At 59.4% G+C, this 18,951-nt stretch carries 19 protein-coding genes and 2 pseudogenes; 9 read left to right on the top strand and 12 right to left on the bottom strand.

What is annotated here, in order from left to right; genetic code table 11:
* Positions 1–61 precede the first annotated feature (61 nt).
* The 3 genes from JWU58_RS09815 to JWU58_RS09805 all read right to left on the bottom strand — a co-directional run bounded on the left by JWU58_RS09815 (position 62) and on the right by JWU58_RS09805 (position 2,262).
* On the bottom strand, positions 62–1,039 hold the full coding sequence (locus JWU58_RS09815) for a FecR family protein (protein ID WP_206421846.1): 978 nt from the start codon (positions 1,037–1,039) through the stop codon (positions 62–64).
* Between the two features lie 40 nt (positions 1,040–1,079).
* Positions 1,080–1,571, bottom strand: coding sequence for a sigma-70 family RNA polymerase sigma factor (locus JWU58_RS09810; RefSeq protein WP_024013584.1), 492 nt, complete (start codon positions 1,569–1,571; stop codon positions 1,080–1,082).
* Between the two features lie 250 nt (positions 1,572–1,821).
* The gene (locus JWU58_RS09805) at positions 1,822–2,262 is read right to left on the bottom strand and encodes a carboxymuconolactone decarboxylase family protein (protein ID WP_016775423.1); all 441 of its coding nucleotides are present in this window, start codon (positions 2,260–2,262) and stop codon (positions 1,822–1,824) included.
* A 189-nt stretch (positions 2,263–2,451) separates the two neighbouring features.
* Here JWU58_RS09805 and JWU58_RS09800 point away from each other — a divergent pair, with 189 nt between their 5' ends.
* Positions 2,452–2,787, top strand: coding sequence for a hypothetical protein (locus JWU58_RS09800; protein ID WP_016775424.1), 336 nt, complete (start codon positions 2,452–2,454; stop codon positions 2,785–2,787).
* A gap of 152 nt (positions 2,788–2,939) precedes the next feature.
* Here JWU58_RS09800 and JWU58_RS09795 read toward each other — a convergent pair whose 3' ends face one another.
* The 3 genes from JWU58_RS09795 to JWU58_RS09785 all read right to left on the bottom strand — a co-directional run bounded on the left by JWU58_RS09795 (position 2,940) and on the right by JWU58_RS09785 (position 6,175).
* Complete coding sequence (locus JWU58_RS09795; RefSeq protein ID WP_110603820.1) at positions 2,940–4,508, bottom strand: sensor domain-containing diguanylate cyclase; 1,569 nt, start codon at positions 4,506–4,508, stop codon at positions 2,940–2,942.
* A gap of 174 nt (positions 4,509–4,682) precedes the next feature.
* Positions 4,683–5,456: an aldolase gene (locus JWU58_RS09790; protein WP_206421845.1), complete on the bottom strand. Its 774-nt coding sequence runs from the start codon at positions 5,454–5,456 to the stop codon at positions 4,683–4,685.
* 11 nt (positions 5,457–5,467) lie between these two features.
* Complete coding sequence (locus tag JWU58_RS09785) at positions 5,468–6,175, bottom strand: haloacid dehalogenase type II (protein ID WP_206421844.1); 708 nt, start codon at positions 6,173–6,175, stop codon at positions 5,468–5,470.
* A gap of 109 nt (positions 6,176–6,284) precedes the next feature.
* Between JWU58_RS09785 and JWU58_RS09780 the strand changes: the two genes are divergently transcribed.
* Positions 6,285–7,142, top strand: a complete 858-nt coding sequence (locus JWU58_RS09780; protein WP_206421843.1) for a LysR substrate-binding domain-containing protein — start codon at positions 6,285–6,287, stop codon at positions 7,140–7,142.
* 172 nt (positions 7,143–7,314) lie between these two features.
* Here the strand turns inward: JWU58_RS09780 and JWU58_RS09775 are convergent, their stop codons facing one another.
* The gene (locus JWU58_RS09775) at positions 7,315–7,983 is read right to left on the bottom strand and encodes a ribonuclease T2 family protein (protein ID WP_206421842.1); all 669 of its coding nucleotides are present in this window, start codon (positions 7,981–7,983) and stop codon (positions 7,315–7,317) included.
* 164 nt (positions 7,984–8,147) lie between these two features.
* Between JWU58_RS09775 and JWU58_RS09770 the strand changes: the two genes are divergently transcribed.
* The 7 genes and pseudogenes from JWU58_RS09770 to JWU58_RS09740 form a co-directional block, all read left to right on the top strand.
* Positions 8,148–8,618, top strand: coding sequence for a hypothetical protein (locus tag JWU58_RS09770; RefSeq protein ID WP_206421841.1), 471 nt, complete (start codon positions 8,148–8,150; stop codon positions 8,616–8,618).
* 102 nt (positions 8,619–8,720) lie between these two features.
* The gene (locus JWU58_RS09765; protein WP_206421840.1) at positions 8,721–10,418 is read left to right on the top strand and encodes a copper resistance system multicopper oxidase; all 1,698 of its coding nucleotides are present in this window, start codon (positions 8,721–8,723) and stop codon (positions 10,416–10,418) included.
* A gap of 11 nt (positions 10,419–10,429) precedes the next feature.
* Positions 10,430–11,299, top strand: coding sequence for a copper resistance protein B (locus tag JWU58_RS09760; protein ID WP_206421839.1), 870 nt, complete (start codon positions 10,430–10,432; stop codon positions 11,297–11,299).
* 32 nt (positions 11,300–11,331) lie between these two features.
* The gene (gene copC, locus JWU58_RS09755; RefSeq protein ID WP_056791417.1) at positions 11,332–11,706 is read left to right on the top strand and encodes a copper homeostasis periplasmic binding protein CopC; all 375 of its coding nucleotides are present in this window, start codon (positions 11,332–11,334) and stop codon (positions 11,704–11,706) included.
* A 3-nt stretch (positions 11,707–11,709) separates the two neighbouring features.
* The gene (copD, locus tag JWU58_RS09750; RefSeq protein WP_206421838.1) at positions 11,710–12,579 is read left to right on the top strand and encodes a copper homeostasis membrane protein CopD; all 870 of its coding nucleotides are present in this window, start codon (positions 11,710–11,712) and stop codon (positions 12,577–12,579) included.
* A gap of 58 nt (positions 12,580–12,637) precedes the next feature.
* Complete coding sequence (locus tag JWU58_RS09745) at positions 12,638–13,423, top strand: transporter substrate-binding domain-containing protein (RefSeq protein WP_206421837.1); 786 nt, start codon at positions 12,638–12,640, stop codon at positions 13,421–13,423.
* Positions 13,424–13,525: 102 nt separating this feature from the next.
* A pseudogene (locus JWU58_RS09740) lies at positions 13,526–13,681 on the top strand (DUF6691 family protein); the annotation flags it as partial.
* A gap of 58 nt (positions 13,682–13,739) precedes the next feature.
* On the opposite strand, the gene rimA reads toward JWU58_RS09740, so the two are convergent.
* The 5 genes and pseudogenes from rimA to JWU58_RS09720 form a co-directional block, all read right to left on the bottom strand.
* Entirely contained in the window at positions 13,740–14,549 is an 810-nt protein-coding gene (gene rimA / locus JWU58_RS09735) for a S6 modification regulatory phosphodiesterase RimA (protein WP_071173021.1), read from the bottom strand.
* 139 nt (positions 14,550–14,688) lie between these two features.
* A complete protein-coding gene (locus JWU58_RS27535; protein ID WP_370593522.1) occupies positions 14,689–15,393 on the bottom strand; it encodes a methyl-accepting chemotaxis protein in 705 nt (234 codons plus the stop codon).
* A gap of 201 nt (positions 15,394–15,594) precedes the next feature.
* A pseudogene (locus tag JWU58_RS27530) lies at positions 15,595–16,623 on the bottom strand (methyl-accepting chemotaxis protein); the annotation flags it as partial.
* A gap of 452 nt (positions 16,624–17,075) precedes the next feature.
* Positions 17,076–17,438, bottom strand: a complete 363-nt coding sequence (locus JWU58_RS09725; protein ID WP_206421835.1) for a DUF6124 family protein — start codon at positions 17,436–17,438, stop codon at positions 17,076–17,078.
* 591 nt (positions 17,439–18,029) lie between these two features.
* Positions 18,030–18,467, bottom strand: coding sequence for a hypothetical protein (locus JWU58_RS09720; protein ID WP_162098755.1), 438 nt, complete (start codon positions 18,465–18,467; stop codon positions 18,030–18,032).
* Positions 18,468–18,951: the final 484 nt, after the last annotated feature.

Here is an 18,951-nt window from a genome sequence, read left to right as displayed (position 1 = left end):
TGTTAATGCAAACCAGTTGCAGTTGAACAGGAAGACGATGAACTGAAAAAAAACCTGAATGCTATCTGGAAATTATTTCCTGACTGCCATCGGCCAAGGTGCGAACGGACACTGGCAGGATGCTCGGCAAGGCTTTAAGCAAGGCGTCGGTGTCGTCGGATTTGAACACGCTGGTCAGGCGCAGGCTGGCCACATTCGGCTGGGATACGGTCAGCGGTTTGTCGCGATAGCGCGATACTTCCGCCGCTACTTCGCCGAGGCTGGCGTTGTTGAACACCAGTTTGCCGTTGCGCCATGCGGTCAGTTCCGCCGGGTTGACCGCGTAGGCCGGCAGGATCTTGCCCTGGGCATCGACCGCCGTGCCGAGGCCTGCGGTGAGGTTGATGAATTGGTTGTCCGGGGCAGCACTTCCCTGCACCTTCACCGTGCCCTGCTCCACCGCCACGCGGGTCTGCGTGGCATCGCGGCGCACATCGAAACGCGTACCGGTGACTGTGACCTTGCCGCTGCCGGCTTCGACAATGAACGGACGCGAGGCGTCGTGTTCAACGCTGAACATCGCCTCGCCCGCGCTCAATTCGATCAGCCGTCGATCCTTCTCATAACGCACCTGCAAGCGGCTGCGACTGTTCAGATCGATCAGCGAACCGTCCGGCAACGCCACATGCTTGCGCTCGCCCGGCGCCGTGGCGAATTCGGCGCGGTAAGCGCCCGGATGATTCAAACCACTGAACAGGCCAAGTCCCAGCGCCACGGCGAGGACACTCGCGGCGACGGCATAACGCAGCATCGGCCGGCGTTCGCGGCGGGGAGTTTGCGCAAGCGCCTGAAGACGCGACGTCGGCAGCAGATCAGCCGCCGTCCACAAACCCTGCAGCAACTGGAATTCTTCGCGGTGTTGCGGATGCTCGTTCAGCCAGGCCTCGCAGCGCTGCTGTTGCTCGACGCTGACATTCGGCTCCTGCAGACGCACGAACCAGGCCGCCGCCTCTTCCCGGACCGCCGTTTGCCCACAGGCGCAATCACCCGTTTCCATCATGGAATGTCCTGTCCGGCTGAGAATGAAAAGGTGCGAACGCTCATGACTGCAAGCCATCCAGTCGCTCACGCAGATGCCGCAGGGTGCGGATCATATACTTTTCGACCATGTTCTTGGACAGCCCCAGGCGTTCGGCGATTTCTGCCTGCGTCAGGCCTTCGATCTTCTGCCAGACAAAGATCTTGCGGCAGTTGAGCGGCAGCTCGGTGAGCGCGCGTTCGATGGAATCGGCCAACTGGATCGCGTGCATGTAATGCTCCGGATCGCCCGCCGACGACGCAGTGTCCTCGACCGCCTCCGACTCCATGACGCCCCGGCGGTCCTCCCGCCGATAACCATCGACCGCGATATTGCGCGCGGTCTGATGCAGATACGCGCGGGGCTGCTGCACCGCCGCCGAATCTGCCTCGAGCACCCGCACAAAGGTGTCGTGCGCCAGATCCTCGGCCTGCGCGCGATTGCGCAGGCGCCGAGTCCAGGTGCCGATCAACTCTTCGTAATGCTCGAAAAAGCCGGATCTGCGGGAGCGCATGGGGGAAGGGCGGCGTGGTGAGAAAGGGGCGTGAATAGTAATGCTTCGTATTAATACAAAGCAATGCACGCTGTGATGGTGTTCTTGATGCGCAAGGTGCGCTCACACGAGGCCGAGTTCAGATGGACACTGAAGATCTCCCTGTGGGAGCGAGCCTGCTCGCGAATGCGGTATGTCCGCAACGATGATGGTGACTGACACGTCGCCTTCGCGAGCAGGCTCGCTCCCACATGGGAAAAGCGTGAATGCCTCAGGCCTGCGGCAGTTTGCGGAAGCCCACCGCCAGGCGATTCCAGCCGTTGATGGTGTTGATCGCCACGGTCAGGTCAACCAGTTCCTTCGGCGAAAACTGCGCAGCGACGACTTCATAGTCTTCGTCCGGCGCGTGGGTCAGGCTCAGTTGTGTCAGCGACTCGGTCCACAGCAGCGCGGCGCGTTCACGCTCGCTGAAGAACGGCGCTTCCCGCCATGCCGTTACGGCGAACAGGCGGCGTGGGGTTTCGCCGTCCTTGATCGCGTCGGCGGTGTGCATGTCGATGCAGAATGCGCAGCCGTTGATCTGTGAAGAGCGCAGTTTGACCAGTTCGAGCAGGCTCTTTTCCAGCGACAGTTTCGAGACGGCATTTTCCAGCGCCATCATCGCTTTCATGGCATCAGGGGAAGCGGTGTAGAAATCGGCACGAGGTTGCATGGTGGGCTCCGGGGTAGCGATTGAATGTGTGGCTACGTTAGTCCCCGGGGGTGGTTCGGCAAATAGCCAATATTGCAGAAGAACGGTAGGCCACTCGGCGCGGCGACTGACCGCTCGTCACTCGACGGGCACCAAGGTTTCAGTGCGCAAGACCAATATCAGGTAATCCCCTTTATCAGGAGACGTACCATGATGACGCGCAAATTCACTTCGTTATTGTTGGCCGGCCTGCTCGCCACGGCGTCCGCCGCCAGCTTCGCGGCCAATGACAGCACCGATGCGACGGGCACCAAGTCCGGCGGCGCCAGCAGCTCGACCATGCCGCCAGACAACACCCCGGGCTCGCCATCGGGTGGCAGCGGTTCTGGCGGAACCAATAACGGCACCGGCACTGGTACTGGCTCGGGCATGGGCACCGGTACGGGTACCAATGGCGGCGCCAGTGGCTCGGGTTCCGGCGCGGGCGGTGGCACCGGTTCGGCCGGCGGCGGCACGGGTGGCGCGGGCGGTGGCACGGGCGGCTGAACGAACAAGAGCCACCCCAGATAAAGCAACGCTGAGTAACTGTGGGAGAGAGCTTGCTCGCGAAGGCATTGTGTCAGTCGACTGATTTGGTCACTGGTGCGCCGCCTTCGCGAGCAAGCTCGCTCCCACATTTGCTCATAGTGTGACTGAGATCAGCGATCCGAACGCATCAGCTCGGCGAAACCCTCTTCAGCTGCAAACACCGCCGCGCGATTGCGCCCGGCATTTTTCGCCTGATACAACGCCGCGTCCGCGCGCTGGATAAACACTTGCGGGCTGTCGTTGCCGTGCGGAATAAACGCATAACAGCCCAGGCTCACGGTGAGATAACCGGTCGGCGAGCCGCTGTGGATGATGTGCTTGTCGATCACGCTACGGCGAATCTGCCCGGCTATCGCCAGCGCACCGTTGATGTCCGTGTCCGGCAACAGCACGGCAAATTCTTCGCCGCCATAACGCACCGCCAGATCCGACTTGCGCTGGCAGCAGGCCTTCACCACTTGCGCCACCTGCGCCAGGCATTGATCGCCGGCGACATGGCCGTAAGCATCGTTGTAACGCTTGAAGAAATCGATATCGAGCATGATCAGGCTGACCGGACTGACCTGGCGTGCGCCCCGGGCAAACTCGATGTCCAGCGAGCGCTCGAACAAGCGCCGATTGGCCAACCCGGTCAGGCTGTCGTGGGTGGCGATCTGCTCCAGCGCCCGTTGCGCCTTGCGCAGGTTTTTCTCGATACGTTCGCCATCGCGCACTTGATGAATGAACACCCAGCCGAACAGGCCAACCCCGAGAATCACCAGCGCGACAATCACGCTGGACTGAAACGCGCGGTCATACCAGCCCTGCAGAATCGTGTCTTGCGACGTCGCAGCAGACACTACCAGCGGATACGAGGCGAGCTGTCGATAGCCATACAAGCGGGTCACGCCGTCGACCACGGAGTTGAGCATCGCGGTGCCAGCGTTAGCGTTCGGCAGCAAGGTTTGATAGATCTCGCCGTGGGCCACCGAGGTATTGATCAACGACTCATCGAAGGGCCGTCGCGCCAGCAAGGTGCCGTCGGTCAGCGCCAGAAACATGATGCCGCTGTCATCGAGGCTGAAGCTTTTGAAGAACTGATCGAAGTAGGACATGCGGATGCCGGCCATCAGCACGCCCTGAAAATTGCCGAGCTGGTCGTTGACGCGTCTGGAAATCGGAATGATCCACTCGCCGTTTTCGCGGCTGCGAATCGCCGGGCCGATGTGCGCAACGGTCGAAGCATTCTGCTGATGGAACTTGAAATATTCGCGATCGGCCACACCGTTGCCACGAGGCAGATCGGCAAACGAGGTGATGATCCACTGCCCTTCGCGATCGAAGAGAAAGATGCCATGCAACTGATCCAGTTGCTGCGCGCGGCGGGCAAAGATCCGCTGTAACCGAGGGCGCTGCGCCGCCCCGTAACCATCGTCCTGAATCCAGTCGACCAGGCTGGTCATCACCAGATCCGCCGCCCGCACGGTGTCCTCGGCCTGCTGCGCCATGGCCCGAGTCAGGTTGCCCGAAGCCATTTTCGCCACCGCCAGATCCTGACGCCGCGACTGCTCCAATTGCAGGTACAGCAGACCGCACAGGCACAGGCTCACCGCAACGATAAACAGCACCGCCGCTTTGCGAAGCGGCAACCGTTTGAGCGTGCCGGGGGCCTGATGCGGATCGTGAATGGGGATTGGCAAAAGCATGTCCTGGGCAGGTACGACAGGGGCGCGAGCCCGAAACCCTTGTATGTGTGAGCGTAGCCCACCGGGATGTACCGGGCAAACGCCCGCCTCCCGCCCAGTTATCGGCGCGTCGCGAGTTTGGATGATCGCTTTTCGTCGATTTATTTACGATTGCTTCTTTACGGTTAATCAGTTGTGCAGGGCCAGCCGCCGCATCGCGCTGGTCAGGTGCTCGCGGGCACTTTGCGCATCGCCTTCACGCATCTGTTCATAGGCGCGCTGCGCAATCGCATGAGGCACCGGTTTCAATTCGCGCTGAGTGGCCATCGCCAGCAGTTGCACCTGCGCGGCGCGTTCCAGGTAATACAGATCGTCCCAGGCTTCGGCGATGGTCGGCGCAGCGACAATCACACCGTGGTTTTTCAGAAAGAGAATGTCGGCATCGCCCATGACGCTGGCGATGCGGTCGCCTTCGGATGCGTCCAGTGCGAGGCCGTTGTAATCCTCGTCCACTGCCGTCCGTCCGTAGAACTTCAGCGCGGTCTGCCCCAGCCACAGCAGCGGCGGGCCTTGCAACAGGCACAACGCGGTGGCGTGCGGCATGTGCGTATGGAACGCGACTTTTATCCGTGGCAGTTGTTTGTGCAGGCGCGCGTGGATATAGAACGCGGTTGCTTCGGGCTCGCCATCGCCATCGACCACATTGCCGGCGAAGTCACAGACCAGCAGATTCTGCGCGGTCACTTCCGAAAAAGCGTAGCCGTATGGATTGACCAGAAACAGATCATCATGCCCCGGCAGCATCGCCGAAAAATGATTGCAGATGCCCTCCTCCAGACCATGCAGGGCTGCCAGTTGAAAGCACGCAGCGAGTTCGTTGCGGGCGGTGATGATCGCCTCGGTGTCCAGGTGCAGCGTTGCGCTTGGTCTGGCTTTGCCAGTGCCGCTCAAGATATGAGCCATGGCAATTCTCCTTAGGTCCAGCCGAGGGATTTGAACAGCGGCAGCACTTGATCGAGGCTGGACAGGATCGCGTCGGGGCGATAGTCCGGCAACAACTGACGACCCGTGCCGCGATCGATCCACACGCATCGAAAGCCCATGTCCCGCGCCGCTGTGTGATCGAGCATGGGGCTGGCGCAGATGTGCACCACTTCATCCGGGGTCACGCCCAATTGCTCATGAGCGTAGTCGAACAGGCGCGGCGCCGGTTTGTAGGCACCGGCCTGTTGCGCGGTGATCACCCGGTCGATACGGCCACCGAGTTGCGCAACGTTGCCTGCAATGATCGCGTCGTCGGTGTTGGAGACGATGCACAGCTTGAAGCCCAAGGCTTTGAGCAGCGCGAGGGTGTCGACCACTTCGGCAAATGGCGGCATGTTCGGGATGGCCGCCGCCAGACGCTGACTGTCCTCGGACTGGCTCGGCAAGCCCAACTCTGCCAGCGCCAGTTGCAGGCCGAGGGTGCTCAGTTCCCGAAAGGAACGGTGCGGCGGTGTTTGTTCGAGACGATGCTCGTGACGGTCGTAGACTTCGATCAGCTTAGCGGCGTCGACTGCGTGCTCGCCCTTGTCGCTGAGCATTTTCTCGACCACGGCTTTCAGTCCTTCATCCCACTGAATCAGGGTGCCGTAGCAATCGAAGGTCAGCCAGTGCGGGCGCGGCGTGTTGTTCAAGGTCATCGGTCGATTCCTCCAAAGTGAGGATTTCAGCTTATGAGCGTGCGGTGATAGTGTGAAATTAAATAAATCCGCTATCGTCATTCGCAAATCCACTATCAGGAACGCCGCCATGCTGGATCTGGAATTGCTGAAAACCTTTGTCTGCGTAGTCGACGAAGGCAGCTTCACCCGCGCTGCCGAACGTGTGCATCGCACGCAATCGACGGTCAGCCAGCAGGTGCGCAAACTCGAAGATCTGGTCGGCCACCCGCTACTCCTGCGCGACCGCACCGGAGTGAACGTCGCGGTCACCGAACACGGCGAACTGCTGATCCACTATGCGCGCCGGTTACTGGCGCTCTCCGCCGAAGCCACGCAAGCGCTGGCCAGTGACGTCGACCTTGAAGTGCTGCGCATCGGCATGCCGGAAGACTTCGACGCCCGGCGCATGGCACTGATCCTCGCCGGTTTCACCCGCAACCATCCGCAGGCGCGCCTGGAAACCATCAGCGGCATGAGCCTCGACCTGCGCCAACGCCTCAACGCCGGCGACATCGACATTGCCCTGATCAAACGCGAACCCGACAGCGGCCCGGCATGGGCCACCTGGCCGGAGCGACTGGTATGGGTCAAAGGCACCGAATTCGACACCTCCAGCGGTGTGCTGCCGCTGGCGCTGTTTCCGCAGGGCTGCCTGTACCGACAACGGGCGATTCGCTTGCTCGATGTGGCGCAGCGACCATGGCGAGTGGCGTTCGGCAGCCATAGCCTGACCGGGATTCAAGCGGCGGTGGCGTCTGGGTTAGGGATTTCGGTTTTGCCGGTTTCGGCGCTATTGCCAGAGCATGAGGTGTGCACGGATTTGCCGGAGTTGGCGCCGACGGAACTGGCGCTGGTTAGTCGTGAGGGAGTGTTGAGCGGGTTGCAGCGGGGGCTGGTGGAGTTTTTGCGTGGGGAATTGGGGGTGGATGCGGGGGGATTTGCGTGAGTATCCCGGGGTTGTTTATTCGGGTTTGTTGATTTCGCGGAGCAGGTCGGCGGTGGGGATGTTCATGGTGTTTGAGTAGTAGCGTGGGTCGTATTCATATTTCCAAATCCTCAGGCCAAAAAAAACAGGCGCTCACGGGAGCGCCTGTTTTTTTTGGCTCATTACGGATGGCTCACCGTACCGGCGGCACCCGAATATCTCCCGCCCGGCACTGCGTCTTCACCCCTTTGCCACACGCGCCGAACTGCAAATCCCTGTCCATGCACACCCGCACTTCCGACAGCTGCGGGCCACTGCAAACCACCGCAATTCCATCTTCGGGAATGCCCGGATTGGCCTTGCGAAACAGATCGACAATTTCCTGCGCTTCGAAGTAGTACGACGTCGAGCCGAACGGCTGTAACGCCTGCGGAATCTTCACTGCGCCGAGGGCCTGATCGGACTTGTCCAGATAGCCCTCCGCGCCGAGACCGCTGCAGGTACCGTGCTTGGACCATTCGTGATCAAGGAGTTTTTTCGTTGGGTACATCGTCAGGCCCTTGCTGGTTTCTGCCGCCGATAGCGTTGTCAGCGGCGGGCAGGATTGCGGCCAGCCGCCCTTGGCATATTGCGGCCACAAACCGTGCAGGACAAAACCATAACCCTTGCCGGTGCACTGCGCGTCGTCCTTGTGCGACAGACAAAAAGTCGGCGACCAGGACAGCGCCAGCAGGTAGTAGTCGAACACCCCCGCCACCGATTCCGCCTGCGCTTTGTTCGACGCCGGCTGACGCGCCGAACTCATGCCGATGCTACCGGCCGTCAGCGCGATCAGCGCTAGAATTGTAAACAGCTTTTTCATTAACCCGTTCCTTGGGACGCCTGCGTCCGTGGTTTTCGTTGTTGGCCAGACCTGGCCAGTGCTGATTTCGACACGCTTGTATTGCAAGCGCATGACGCAAGGCAAGGCCCTGCGTCGTGCAAAGGTCTACGCTGAACAGGCAGACATCCAACAAGGGAACCGACATGAGTAAAGCAGACGAACTCGCCGCCAGACTCAAGCAGACACGGCATACCCAGGCTGATGCGGCGCTGGAAATCGATTGCTGGCCTGCTCAGGTGTACGACTTGTACCACCGCATTGAGGGCTGGCTGCAGCCAGTCACCGAAGTAGGACTGAAGATTCGGCGCAATCCTACGCACGTTTGCGAAAGTTCGCCGGACGGCGAAAGCCACGACTACGCCATCGACCAGTTGGTGATCGAAGCGAACAATCACAGTCTGATTTTCGATCCGATTGCGCGGTTCACCGAGGACGGTTGCGGACGTGTCGAGATCAAGGTGCCGGGGCGCGATCAGTCGTTGCTGCGCACGGTTGACCAGCATGGCGAAAGCCATTGGTGGTTGCAGACTATCGAGACCGGCCAGGAGCTGGATGCGATCGCGCTGACGGAAAACAATCTGCTGCAGGTGGTGCAGCAAGGGTTAAGCCTGTAAGCCGCCCGGGTTAACTGACAAAACTGTAATGTTTGCCTCAGCCAACTGAAAGCCGGGGCTGGCTAGTCTCTCTGTCATGAGCCAGACGGGGATTTCCAGCGCATGCCTTCCATTCTCACAAGACGCACTTTTGTCAAAGGCCTGGCCGCCGGTAGCTTGCTCGGTGGCCTCGGGCTCTGGCGGACACCGGTCTGGGCGCTGAACGGCGCCGCGCCCGTCAACGAACTGAGCGGTAACGAATTCGAGTTGTTCATCGGCGAAACTCCGGTCAATTTCACGGGTTCGGCACGCACAGCGATGACCATCAACGGCAGCCTGCCCGGCCCGCTGTTGCGCTGGCGCGAAGGCGATACCGTGACGCTGCGGGTGCGTAACCGGCTCACGGCCGACACCTCGATTCACTGGCACGGCATTCTGCTGCCGGCGAACATGGACGGCGTACCGGGTCTGAGTTTCCATGGCATCGAACCGGGCGGCGTGTACGTTTACCAGTTCAAGGTTCGGCAACACGGCACCTACTGGTATCACAGCCATTCCGGCTTACAGGAGCAGGCCGGCGTCTACGGGCCGCTGGTCATTGAGGCCAAAGAGCCGGAACCGTTCCAGTACGATCGCGACTACGTGGTGATGCTCAGCGACTGGACCGACGAAGACCCGGCCAGCCTGATGAAGACCCTGAAAAAGCAGTCCGACTACTACAACTTTCACAAACGCACCGTTGGCGACTTTATCAACGACGTCAGTGAAAAAGGCTGGGGCGCCACGGTTGCCGATCGCAAGATGTGGGCGCAAATGAACATGAATCCCACCGACATTGCCGACGTCAGTGGCGCCACGTACACCTTCTTGATCAACGGCCAGGCCCCCGATAGCAACTTCACCTGGCTGTTCCGTCCCGGCGAAAAACTGCGCCTGCGCCTGATCAACGGCTCGGCCATGACCTATTTCGACGTGCGCATTCCGGGATTGAAAATGACAGTGGTGGCTGCCGATGGCCTGCACGTCAAACCGGTCAGCGTCGATGAACTGCGCATCGCAGTGGCCGAGACCTATGACGTGATCGTCGAACCTGAAACCGAGGCCTATACCCTTTTCGCCCAGGCAATGGATCGCACCGGCTACGCCCGTGGCACTCTCGCCACACGCACCGGCATGTCGGCAGCAGTGCCGGCGCTGGATCCGCGTCCGTTGGTGAGCATGGACGACATGGGCATGGGCGGCATGGATCACGGCAGCATGGACATGGGCGCCATGGATCACTCCGCCATGGGCCCGATGCAAGCCCATCCCGACAGTGAAAACAACAATCCGCTGGTGGACATGCAGGCCATGATCACCGCGCCAAAGCTCGACGACCCAGGCCTCGGCCTGCGCAACAACGGCCGCCGAGTGCTGACCTACGCCGACCTGCGCAGCACCTTCGAGGACCCGGACGGCCGCGATCCGGGCCGCACGATAGAGCTGCACCTGACCGGCCACATGGAGAAATTCGCCTGGTCGTTCAACGGCATCAAATTCTCCGATGCCGAGCCTTTACGGCTGAAATACGGCGAGCGCATCCGCCTGGTGCTGGTCAACGACACCATGATGACCCACCCGATCCACCTGCACGGGATGTGGAGTGATCTGGAAGACGAAAACGGTAACTTTCAGGTGCGCAAACACACCATCGACATGCCGCCCGGCAGCCGCCGCAGCTATCGCGTCACCGCCGACGCCCTCGGCCGCTGGGCCTATCACTGTCATCTGCTTTATCACATGGAAACGGGCATGTTCCGCGAAGTGCGGGTGGAAGAATGAAGAGGCCGATCATGACTCGACTCAGCGTGTTTTCGCTGCTGCTCGCCAGCACCTCTGCCATGGCTGCCGACGCCATGCACGGCATGGACCACAGCCAGATGCCCGGGATGGATCATTCGGCAATGCAAAGCATGGACGACGGCATGATGCAGCCCGCCGCGCCCAGCGAAAGCCGCACGCCGATTGCGCCCGTGACCGACGCCGACCGCGCTGCGGTGTTCACCAGCCCCGGCGGTCATCAGGTGCATGACAGCGTTATAAACAGCTACTTTCTTGCCGACAAACTCGAATGGCAGAACGCCGATGACGGCAGCGCTTTGGCCTGGGATCTGTCCGGCTGGATCGGCGGGGATACCGATCGGCTGTGGCTGCGCTCTGAAGGCGAGCGCAACAACGGCAAGACTGAAGACGCGGAAATTCAAGCGCTATGGGGCCACGCGATTTCACCATGGTGGGACGTGGTCGGCGGCGTGCGTCAGGACTTGAAACCCGGCGCACCGCAAACCTGGGCCGCGTTCGGCGTGCAAGGCATGGCGCTGTACAACTTCGAGGCCGAAGCCACGGCTTTCCTTGGCGAGGGCGGCCAGAGCGCGGTACGCCTGGAGGGCGACTACGACATCCTGCTGACCAATCGACTGATCCTGCAGCCGACCGCAGAACTGAATATCTACGGCAAAAACGATCCGCAGCGAGGCATCGGCTCAGGGTTGTCCAATACCGAGGCGGGCCTGCGGTTGCGCTATGAAATCCGCCGCGAATTCGCGCCTTATATCGGCGTGACGTGGAATCGCACTTACGGCAACACCGCTGATTATGCCCGCGAAGAAGACGAGGATCGCAGTGAGGCGCGCCTCGTCCTCGGCGTCAGGCTGTGGTTCTGAATTCTTCTACAAAAACAAACCGGAGACCTTGTATGCGCACATTGACGTTGCCCCTGATATTCGCCAGCGGATTACTCCTGAGCACCCTCGCCCAGGCCCATCCGAAACTGCTCTCGTCGACGCCAGCCGAAGGTGCGGAAGGCGCCGCGCCGGGCAGGATCGAGCTGCACTTTTCCGAGAACCTGGTCACGCAATTTTCCGGGGCCAAACTGGTAATGACCGAAATGGGTGGCATGGCTCACTCGCCGATGCCGATGAAAGCCAAGGTCAGCGCCAGCAGCGATCCGAAAACCATGCTGATCACCCCGCTCGCCCCGCTGCCTGCCGGCACCTATCAGGTGCAGTGGCGCGCGGTGTCCGCCGACACGCACCCGATCACCGGTAACGTCACGTTCAAAGTGAAGTGAACAATGGCGGACCTGCTCAACATCATCCAGCGGTTCGCCTTGTATGTGGATTTGCTGCTGTTGTTCGGGCTGGCGTTGTTTGGCTTGTACAGCTTCAACGCACTGCTGCGGTTCCGTCGGTTATTGCGTGGCATGGCGGTGACAGGGGCATTGCTGTCAGTAGCCGGGCTGGTGCTGATGACCCGCGCCATGAGTGGCGAAACACAGCTCGCGGCATTGTGGCCGCACCTGCAGATGATGCTGCTGGAAACGGACGTCGGCCTGGCGTGGGCGCTGCGGATGACAGCGCTGGCCATCGTAGTGATCCGGCCGAGTCTGTGGTCAGCGTCGTTGGCAGGCGCCATTGCCCTCGCTTCGCTGGCGTGGAGCGGGCATGGCGCGATGGACGAAGGATGGCTGCGGTTCTGGCACTTTCTCAGCGACATCTTGCACCTGCTTGCGGCGGGAGCCTGGTTGGGTGCCTTGCTGGCGCTGGTGGTGATGGTGAGCGGGCGGATCGGTGATACACGCCTTCGCTTGCTCGCCGATGCAGTGAAACGCTTCGAATGGGTGGGCGCGTTGATCGTGCTGACGGTGTCGGTCACCGGGGTGATGAATTATCTCTTCATCGTAGGCCCAAGGCTCGACGGAGTGCTGTTCGGGACCTACGGGCAGCTGCTGACGATCAAGGTGCTAGCGTTTGCCGTGATGCTGGTGCTGGCTGCGTTGAACCGCTTTCATCTTGGACCGTCACTGCAACGATCGCTGCGCGACGGCCAGCACCTCATCGCCGCGAAAGCGCTGCGGCGCAGTGTGGTGATGGAGCTGGCCCTTGCCCTGTTGATCGTGGCGCTGGTGGCGTGGCTGGGCACATTGAGTCCGGACCCGGGATGACACCCGTGGAAAGCTTTCACTACACTGGGCCACCTTCCCTTTCAGAAGCCCGATCTCAATGACAACACTAAAAAGCACGATGATCCTCGGCGGCCTGCTGACCCTGGCGACTGGCGCTCACGCCGACCCCGCCACGTCCCACCTCGACAGCATCCAGCAACAAGGCCAGTTGCGCGTCTGCACCACCGGCGACTACAAGCCCTACACCTTCAAGCGCAGCGACGGCGACTTCGAAGGCATCGACATCAGTATGGCCCGCTCCCTGGCCGACAGCCTCGGCGTCAAGGTGCAATGGGTGCAGACCACCTGGAAAACCCTGATGCCCGACATGCAGGCCGGCAAATGCGACATCGGCATGGGCGGCATCTCGGTCACACTGGAACGGCAGAAAAAAGCCTACTTCAGCAACACCCTCGACACTGACGGCAAGATCCCGCTGGTGCGCTGCGCCGACCAGTCCAAATACCAGACCATCGACCAGATCAACCAGCCCAACGTGCGCCTGGTGGAACCTGCCGGCGGCACCAACGAAGCCTTCGTCCACGCCTTCCTGCCCAAGGCGCAACTGGCCTTGCACGACAACGTGACGATCTTCCAGCAACTGCTCGACAACAAAGCCGACGTGATGATCACCGACGCCTCGGAAGCGCTGTATCAGCAGAAACTCAAACCCGGTTTGTGCGCGGTGAATCCGCATCAATACATGCAATACGGCGAGAAGGCTTACCTGCTGCCGCGCGATGACATGAGTTGGAAACTGTATGTCGATCAGTGGCTGCACTTGAGCAAGGTCACTGGCAAGTATCAGCAGACGTTGAGTGAGTGGATTGCGGTGCCGCAGTAAGCCACTGAACCCGGCCACCGCGCGCGTTGAGGGAACGGTTCGCTCAATGCACGCGGTGTCGGGAATCTGAACGTGCTCAAACTGAATGCATTCCTGGCCGGCCTGCTGTTCGGCGTCGGTTGGGGGATAGCCGGCATCTGCCCTGGCCCGGCAGTGACCATCCTGTTGACGGGCCACTGGCAGGCAATGGTTTTCGTATTGGCGATGCTCGCAGGCATGGGGTTATTTACGCTGCTGGAAACCCGACGCAATCCGTGACCGCAGAACAACCGGCATTCAGGCGCATGGCACCGACGGCAGCCAGTGTCGGTGGCGGTCAATGTTTTGCATAAGAGCGCGGATTGGATGATCTCCCCAGCCACGCACTCGTCGAGATCTGCGCCAACGATTTGAACGAGGGCCTGGCAAACCAGTAGCCCTGCATCAGATAAATGCCGCAATCGGCGAGAAAGTCTCTTTCCTCGGCATTTTCTATGCCCTCGGCGATCACTTCCACGCCCAACTCTCTGCACATGTTGACCACGTTGCGCACGATGGTCTGGCGTACGCGGTCACGGTGAATATTGCGGATCAGCGCCATATCCAGCTTGATCAGGTCCGGTTGAAAATCCGCCAACAAGTTAAGGCCGGAATAGCCTGCGCCAAAGTCGTCGATGGCCGTCTTGAAACCAAACTCACGATACTCACGCAAGATATTCATCAAGTGTTTGTTGCTTTCAACGTGCTCGCCTTCCACGGCTTCGAAGATCAGCCGCTCCAGCGGAAAGCCGTATGTGCGCGCCGCTTCCAATGTGCTGCGAATACACATCTCCGGCCGGTAAACGGCATTCGGCAGAAAGTTGATCGACAGGTACTGCGTCATGCCTAAGTCAGCCGCGGTGGAAATTGCCCGCACTCGACACAGTTGATCGAATCGGTAACGGTTCTGATCGTCCACCTGCTCGAGGACAGACAAGGCGCCTTCGCCGTTCACGCCGCGAACCAACGCTTCATGGGCAAACGTCGTTTGATCGCGCAGGTCCACAATGGGCTGGAAAGCGAAGGCGAAATCCATCTCTGGCACACCTTTGTTTCTACAGCCCTGGCAGCCACCGGGAGACGCGAATGATTTTGGAAAGTCGGTCATGACACCCCTGATAACGGGTTGTAACCTTCCATGGTGATAAATGATCAGTTGCAGGATTGCGTCATCTGCAAACCAGGCAACAACTGCAGCCCTGCGGCGCCTGAATATGCAAAGGCGCCGCGTGCTCGACGTTAAATGGTCAGGTGCGGAAATGCGCGGTCATTCGCTGCAGGTCCTGCCCCAGTGACGCCAACTCAATCGTCGCCGCCGCACTTTCTTCGCTGGCGACAGCCGACTGGTCAGCCACATCACGCACACTGACAATGCTGCGGTTGATTTCGTCGGCCACGGCACTTTGCTGCTCGGCGGCGGCCGAGATCTGCAGACTCATTTCCTGGATCGTACCGATGGACTGATTGATCTCGGTAATCGCCAATTCGGCCTTCTGCGCCAGTACCACCGTATCGAGGGTGCGTTCGCGGCTTGAGGTCATCAGCGTCGCGGCCGCTTGCGTGCCTTGTTGCAGAGTGACGATCAGCGCTTCGATTTCCTTGGTCGAGTCCTGCGTGCGCTGTGCCAGCGAGCGCACTTCGTCTGCCACCACAGCAAAACCACGACCCTGCTCACCCGCCCGCGCGGCCTCAATAGCGGCGTTCAACGCGAGCAGATTGGTCTGCTCGGCGACGGCTTTGATCACATCGATGACTTTGCCGATCTGCTCGCTGTCCTGAGTCAGCACGTTCATCGCACCGCCCAACTCCTCAATGGCCATGGCAAGTTCGCTGATCTGCACCGTCGCCTGCTTGACCACCGTGCTGCCGTGGCGCGCCTGCTGATCGGCGAGGGTCGCGGCAGCGGAGGCATCGGTGGTGTTACGCGCAACTTCCTGCACCGTCGAAGCCATTTCGTGCATCGCCGTGGCAACTTGATCCACTTCACTTTTTTGCTGACGTACACCTGCGCTGGTCTGCTCGCTCATGGCCGAGAGCTTTTCCGCAGAGGTGGAAATCTGCGTGACGCCATTGCCGATACCTTGCACCAGCGTGTTCAGGTTCTGCGCCATCTCCTGCATCGCATTTTGCAGATCGCCCAACTCATCTTTGCGCGCAGACCTGGCCTGTACCGTCAGGTCGCCTTTGGCAATCCGTCGCGCCAGATCAACCGTCAGCGCCAGCGGCGCAGTGATCTGGCGCGAAATGACCACCGAAGCCAACAGCCCGATCACCAGCGCCAACGCAGTCAATACCGCCATCTGAATAAAAGCCGAATGCTGATCCTCATGCGCAAGGCGCTGCTGGGTGTCCATCAGGCCACTCATGATCTTGTCCATCGCCTTGCTTTCCTGGTCGACCTGCTCGCGCATGTTCTGCTTCTGCTCAAACAGCCCGGCCACTTCCACCAGTACTTCGCGATAACGCCGCATGCCGGCGTGGGCTTCTTCCAGTTGGCTCGACAGCGCCGTCGGCAGGCTGGTGCGCGCCTTGCTGATATCACTCAAGAAGGTATCGATGGTTTCCATCAGCAGTTTTTTGTTCACGTCGTTGGGCACCGCGATGTAACGACGCAACATCAGGCGAAACGTGGTCATGCCATTGCGCAAATCGGCCACCGTGCGCAGCTCCCGAACGCGTTCGCCATCGGCAGACGCCAGTGCACTGGTCGTGGTGCCTTCAAGCATGCCGGCAAAAGTTTGCGCGTACTTGTCCGACAGCGCCGTCAGCGGTTTCAGCGCATCGGTGGCCGACTGATCGGCAGCGATCAGCCGTTTGACCTTCTGGTCGTAGGCAACAATCGTGGTTTGCAAAGCCTTCAAGGCTTGCTGGTTTTCAGCGCGGGTCAAGGTATCCAGCGCCTTGCCCACAAGGCCCTGCAAGACATTCAACTGCGCGTTATAGGATTCGGCGAACGCTGCGTCAGCGGCGGCTTCGTACTGTTTCTCGGACAGACGCATATTTTGCGTAGCGTCATTCAACGTGCCGATCAGACGCGTCGTACTCAAGCGATCAACCAGCACGCTGTTGCTGTTATAGCCAATGAAGGCAACCGCCAAAACGGCCAGCAGAAGAATGCCGAAGCCGGTTCCCAGCTTGCGGGAAACTTTGATGTCACCAAGGAAATTCGATGCTACTGCCATATTCAGCCTCAAACGTCCTGACGCGAAACGCCAGGCACAAAAAATTGATCTCCGGTAACCACAGTCACCGTCCAGACATTCGTGGGTCGTCATCCAGGGCGGAATACGGGACGCTCCAGCTGTCCCGGAAATGCAAATGCCGATGCTGTTGAAGCGTCGAAAAAGACCCGACGCGAGCACCGGCAGACAAATCCATCACATCGCAACAGAGCATATGCAGGCTGGATTTATCGTTTCAGCAAAGGTGTCTGGAGGGATGCTATTAATTTTGCGAAAACTTGTACAACTTTATATTTTTGTATAATCGTTGAACTTTTTGAGCGGCGTGATGACGCATTGCCATCATGATTTGTGGCACATCGCTATCGGCGTGAAAAGACGATGAAAATGTCAATGCAGAACCCCGCCCCTCTGCAGCAACGGCGTGCCGCATGCCACAGAGGGACACGGGTTTACGGCTTGATTTCAACCTTATCCAACGCCTGATTCACCGCCAACTCCGCCAACATCACCACCTGCGCAATGCCTAGCGCAGATTTGCGGCGCGAGTTATCCAGCGTCGCGGCAAAGTTGTTGAGCATTTCGGAGGCAGAACCCAGGGTTTCGCAGGCATTGGCCAACAGGGATTCCATGTCGTACTTCGGATTGGCGAGGTACATGCGTTCGGGCTCATCGGTGCTGGCCCTGATTAGGCTGGCGGGAAGGAGATAGTGATCAAGCGCGCGCTCGGCGGCTTCGTGGAGTTTTTTGGAATTGGCGGATTCGTAGGGGGATGCGGGGTCGGTTTCTGGCGGGTTGGGTGTTGGTTTGAACATGGTGTAACTCCTGACGGATTAACGAAAAGGAGCCATCACTCTCGCTACCAAACGAAGGGTGGAGGCCATACGCAGGTTGGTAGACCGGTCGTCAGGAACCCCGGCGCATCCGAAGACGCCCCGCGCATGACCACCATAAAACGAAGACGAGAAACGTCATCGCAAGACAGTAGTCTTGTGCTTCTGACGGAACGGGCTACCAAACCCGATCACTGTTTTCAGTGACCCGGAGACGATAAAACCCGCAGGCTAGACGCACAAGCCGGCGGATTCTGTCTTAGGTGTAGGGGGAGGCGCAAGACAAGGTAGGCTTCGGATAACTTTCACCAGTCAGATTTAAACAAGCGCCTGCGCAATCGTTTAAACGCATACTGAAGGACAGAAAACAGGCAGAAATACACTTCCTCCCATCAGGCCGAGCGCGTCGGAGCCCAGTTCAAACCACAAACAGCGCCTCGCAAGCCTTTGCCTGTTCGCAGACCTGATAAACTCTTGCGCCTTCGCCTTCTTGATCCAGATTCCTCACATGTCCCTACAACCCGTCACACTCTCCCGCCGCTTCTCCGTCGCCCCGATGATGGATTGGCACGGCTAATCCTGTAGGCCGCTAAATCCGTAGCCTCCAGCATCATCAAGAATCGCGCGTACCATTTTCGTACCACCCCATTTCTTTTTCTTCCCAGGCGGGACAAGCGACATACCTCTCGCATCGTCGGTACACGCCTGTCGCTCCAATCCAAAGCACTTCCCACAAACGTTTTTGTCGCGGGCAAAACGACTGCGCACGAGTGTCTCTTCGTCATCTGCTTGAGTGAGTGGCGAGGCAATCGGCTGTACCACCTGATAGGCAATGTTCCTTTTTCGGGAAAGGCATCGGAAAAAGGTAATTTTGGTAAGCCGAGCGGTCAATCTGGCTGAAAGCCGTGTTTTTACTGGGCTGCAAAGGATCAGCATGAAGTAATTTTTGAGTAATGTAGAAGTAAGGTAATTACCTTTTAAAAAAGTAATATTTGTTTTTGTGCATCCCATATAAATCAACCACTTACAGCCACATTACCTTTTTCATTACTCAAAATTACTTTCCGAAGTAAGCCAGCAAAGCCAATGAATACGGGGCTTTTGCCGGTGCCTCGATATTCGAATTACCACATTACTTTTTTCCGACGGCGTTCCTGAAAAAAGCCGCATCGAAAGGTTTACCTACCTGCCTTCCGCTTCGCCAGGTCCGCCCTGTCAGACACCCACCCTTCGCAGGGATCCGCAGGCTTTTTGACCTTCGACGCCACTACTACAGCGCCCGGCCGTGAGGGCGCTCGGCCAGGTGCAGGATTGCGGAAAAAAAGACCCATTTAGCCCGCAGGCGAGGTGGGGGGACGACGGCGCGCGCCAAGTCAGCATTGCGAGCACGCTTTCGATGCGCGCACCAAATAAGCGCACAATCTCGACACTGGCGCTGCATTACTAATACAAGCGACTGCACATATCGAATAGATAACAATTGATCAGAGGGGGT

The organism is Pseudomonas atacamensis (genome assembly GCF_017167965.1).
Classification (GTDB): domain Bacteria; phylum Pseudomonadota; class Gammaproteobacteria; order Pseudomonadales; family Pseudomonadaceae; genus Aquipseudomonas; species Aquipseudomonas atacamensis.
Note: the sequence above shows the minus strand (reverse complement) of the source record. Positions and strands in the feature narration are given on the sequence as shown.

Bases quoted from the DNA above. Each gene is read 5' to 3' on its own strand.
- JWU58_RS09800 (WP_016775424.1), top strand. From the start codon at position 2,452: ATGATGACGCGCAAATTCACTTCGTTATTGTTGGCCGGCCTGCTCGCC.
- copC (WP_056791417.1), top strand. From the start codon at position 11,332: ATGCGCACATTGACGTTGCCCCTGATATTCGCCAGCGGATTACTCCTG.
- JWU58_RS27535 (WP_370593522.1), bottom strand. From the start codon at position 15,393: ATGGCTTCGACGGTGCAGGAAGTTGCGCGTAACACCACCGATGCCTCC.
- JWU58_RS09810 (WP_024013584.1), bottom strand. From the start codon at position 1,571: ATGCGCTCCCGCAGATCCGGCTTTTTCGAGCATTACGAAGAGTTGATC.
- JWU58_RS09725 (WP_206421835.1), bottom strand. From the start codon at position 17,438: ATGTTCAAACCAACACCCAACCCGCCAGAAACCGACCCCGCATCCCCC.
- JWU58_RS09720 (WP_162098755.1), bottom strand. From the start codon at position 18,467: ATGGGATGCACAAAAACAAATATTACTTTTTTAAAAGGTAATTACCTT.
- JWU58_RS09770 (WP_206421841.1), top strand. From the start codon at position 8,148: ATGAGTAAAGCAGACGAACTCGCCGCCAGACTCAAGCAGACACGGCAT.
- copD (WP_206421838.1), top strand. From the start codon at position 11,710: ATGGCGGACCTGCTCAACATCATCCAGCGGTTCGCCTTGTATGTGGAT.
- rimA (WP_071173021.1), bottom strand. From the start codon at position 14,549: ATGACCGACTTTCCAAAATCATTCGCGTCTCCCGGTGGCTGCCAGGGC.
- JWU58_RS09775 (WP_206421842.1), bottom strand. From the start codon at position 7,983: ATGAAAAAGCTGTTTACAATTCTAGCGCTGATCGCGCTGACGGCCGGT.
- JWU58_RS09765 (WP_206421840.1), top strand. From the start codon at position 8,721: ATGCCTTCCATTCTCACAAGACGCACTTTTGTCAAAGGCCTGGCCGCC.
- JWU58_RS09780 (WP_206421843.1), top strand. From the start codon at position 6,285: ATGCTGGATCTGGAATTGCTGAAAACCTTTGTCTGCGTAGTCGACGAA.
- JWU58_RS09745 (WP_206421837.1), top strand. From the start codon at position 12,638: ATGACAACACTAAAAAGCACGATGATCCTCGGCGGCCTGCTGACCCTG.
- JWU58_RS09760 (WP_206421839.1), top strand. From the start codon at position 10,430: ATGACTCGACTCAGCGTGTTTTCGCTGCTGCTCGCCAGCACCTCTGCC.
- JWU58_RS09815 (WP_206421846.1), bottom strand. From the start codon at position 1,039: ATGATGGAAACGGGTGATTGCGCCTGTGGGCAAACGGCGGTCCGGGAA.
- JWU58_RS09805 (WP_016775423.1), bottom strand. From the start codon at position 2,262: ATGCAACCTCGTGCCGATTTCTACACCGCTTCCCCTGATGCCATGAAA.
- JWU58_RS09790 (WP_206421845.1), bottom strand. From the start codon at position 5,456: ATGGCTCATATCTTGAGCGGCACTGGCAAAGCCAGACCAAGCGCAACG.
- JWU58_RS09785 (WP_206421844.1), bottom strand. From the start codon at position 6,175: ATGACCTTGAACAACACGCCGCGCCCGCACTGGCTGACCTTCGATTGC.